Genomic DNA, 1,728 nt, shown 5'->3' on the forward strand with positions numbered 1-1,728 from the left:
CCTGGCGCCCGCTGGCGGCGTTGGGACCTCCTCGAATATGCGCTGCACCGCATCGAAATGAACCGCAGTCTTCGTCGGTCCGCCTTGCCAGCGAGCCCCACTGCAGGCCCCAACCAACCAGGATTCCTGTGGCGAGGCACTGGTGTCCTGCGTCCCTGATTTCGTACATAAGGCGGAGGGGGCAAGCTCGGGGCGCCGCGCGTCGCTGTTGGTGTCCCAGTCGTTGCTGGCTTTGGATTCGGAGGAGTTCGGAGGGCCATCCCCGAGCCATCCCGGGGCGTTGCTTGTGCCCTACCAACGCCTGCCGTACACTGTGAACGTGTGTGTGGTCTAGCTTGTGAATGCTACTTCAAAGGTCTTGGTCGCTGCTAGGGTGCTCCGGCAACCGGTCCGCGAAGGCGCGGTGAGCGAGGATGGGCGAGGCTGGGTAGCACGTTGCGCCTTGGCGGCGCTGGCCCTGAGCCTCATCCATTGCCAGGGCTCGGAGGCCTGGGGCAATCGTGGCAACTCGGGCCCGCCGCTGGTGTCGACGCCGGGTCCGGGCAGCGGGGGAGGGGCAGGCGTGGGGGCGCCAGGGCTGGCCGGAGGCTTGGCGCCGGCGGGCGCCCCGGGCCCGGCCCCGGCGGGCACCGGCGGACCGGTCCCGGCCGGTGCTGGCGGAGTCGCGGGACTTCCTGCCCCGGGACCCCCTGTGGTCGACACCGACACCGATGGCGACGGTGTGCCCAATACCTTGGACAATTGCATCCTGGTGCCGAATCCGAACCAGGCCGACCTCGATGCCGATGGCCGCGGTGACGCGTGCGACAACTGCGTCGCGCGCCCCAACCCGAAACAGCTGGACTGGGACATGGACGGCCTGGGGGATGTGTGCGATCCCGACCCGCCGCCCCAGACCTGCGGCGACAACCGCGTCACCTTCCAACGCTTGAGCCCCAACATTTTCGTGGTGCTCGATCGCTCCGGCAGCATGGCGCTACCGGCGAACTCAACGCAGCAGGACCTGCAAAACCTCAACGTGTGTCCCTACTACCGACCGGTAGCAGTGACAACCAACTGGCGCCAGGCAGCCCAAGCTCTCGACATGGTCTCGCAGCAGCTGGCCACCGAAGCTCGCTTTGGCTTGGCCGTGTTTCCCGGCAACACCCCGCCGAATCCGGCCATGCTGTCCGGCCCAGGCGTGCCCATCGATAGTACGACGTGCGACCAGATGTACCAGAACGCTGGCGGAGATCCCGCCAGGCGAGGCCTGTGGACGATGGAGTCCTGCAACGAGCCCCAGCTCCGGCTGCGCGTGGGTGACCATACCGTCCCTGCGCTGCAAACGAGCTACTCATCGGAAGAGTTTCCGTTCGGCGCCACCCCGATGAGCAAAGCCATACGAGGCGTGCGCCTGCATCAATGGCTCATCGATCCGGCCGACCCGCACGACGGCCTGCGCGACAAGGCCGTGCTGCTTGTGACCGACGGTACGCCCAGCAACAACTGCGACAACGACAACGCCGACAGCGTCGTGGCTGAGATCCTACAGTTGGGCGCCCAGAGAATCCGCACGTTCGTCGTGGGCTTTGGTGCCAACGATTACCTCGTCGACCCCATTGCACTCGACCGCTTCGCACTCGCCGGCGGCACCAACAATCCGGGCGATCCCCTGCATGGCTACTACCAGGCGAGCAACGCGATCGAGCTCGCTGCGGCGCTGCAGCAAATCAGCACGCAGCTCATCAC

Annotated in this window: 1 pseudogene; it reads left to right on the plus strand. The window is 66.6% G+C overall.

Annotated features, from left to right (window positions below):
• The first annotated feature begins 700 nt into the window (after positions 1-700).
• Positions 701-883, plus strand: a pseudogene (locus MJD61_11980) (thrombospondin type 3 repeat-containing protein).
• Positions 884-1,728 lie beyond the last annotated feature (845 nt).

This window comes from Pseudomonadota bacterium (assembly GCA_022361155.1).
Classification (GTDB): Bacteria; Myxococcota_A; Polyangia; order Polyangiales; family JAKSBK01; genus JAKSBK01.